We start from the raw sequence: 419 nt of genomic DNA on the forward strand, positions 1-419 counted from the left end.
GTAGTGACATGAGCTAATGAGGAGTTTGTGTCGAGAATAATAACATCATACTCATCCACGATAGCTTCAATTAAATAAACATAATGGAATGGTTTAATATCTTCAATTTCACTCATTGTTAATTGTGACCCTACTAATGCCTCTAAGTTTTTGCAAGGGTAATAGGATTTAAAACAACTTTTAATATATTTATTTACTTCTTCAATTCTTGCTTCATCTTCAATGAGCCTTCCATCACTTGTCATAATAGTCGCTATTTTATCCATTACAGTTTTTAAATTGTGTTTATCGTCTTCAATTTGAAGTAATGTACCTACAGATAAGTTTTGTAAATCAGCTTCAATCAATCCAACTTTTGGTGGTTTTCCATCTTTTTTCTTTCCGTACTTTGCAATTGTCGTTGCAAGGTTCGTAGAAGC

1 pseudogene is annotated in these 419 nt (G+C 32.0%); it reads right to left on the reverse strand.

Annotation, left to right across the window (positions count from 1 at the left end):
- Positions 1–419 (reverse strand): annotated as a pseudogene (locus MR160_RS34025) (AAA family ATPase); the annotation flags it as partial.

The organism is Bacillus cereus group sp. BfR-BA-01382 (assembly GCF_022663475.1).
GTDB lineage: Bacteria > Bacillota > Bacilli > Bacillales > Bacillaceae_G > Bacillus_A > Bacillus_A thuringiensis_S.